This is a genomic window from Aquitalea sp. ASV11 (assembly GCF_016429185.1).
GTDB lineage: Bacteria > Pseudomonadota > Gammaproteobacteria > Burkholderiales > Chromobacteriaceae > Aquitalea > Aquitalea pelogenes.
The window spans coordinates 1-296 of the sequence record NZ_JAELUD010000299.1; the positions used below are offsets into that span (position 1 = coordinate 1).

1 protein-coding gene is annotated in these 296 nt (G+C 78.4%); it reads left to right on the plus strand.

Features of this window, described 5'->3' with window-relative positions; translation table 11 throughout:
- Nucleotides 1-296 (plus strand): hypothetical protein (locus JHD62_RS22245; RefSeq protein ID WP_199104687.1); only part of this gene is annotated, 296 nt, incomplete at both ends.

Here is a 296-nt window from a genome sequence, read left to right on the forward strand (position 1 = left end):
AACAACGCGCCCGCCTGCTGCCGGGCATAGAGATGGACTGGTGCCCCGGCGCGCCCGGCCATACCGGTCAGGCACAGCAGCTGGCACGCGACCTTGGTGCAAAACTGGCCGAAGGCAGCCTCAGCCCTGTCTCTTATACACATCTGACGCTGCCGACGAACAGTAAGATGTGGTGGGGGGGGGGGGGGGGGGGGGGGGGGGGGGGGGGGGGGGGGGGGGGGGGGGGGGGGGGGGGGGGGGGGGGGGGGGGGGGGGGGGGGGGGGGGGGGGGGGGGGGGGGGGGGGGGGGGGGGGGG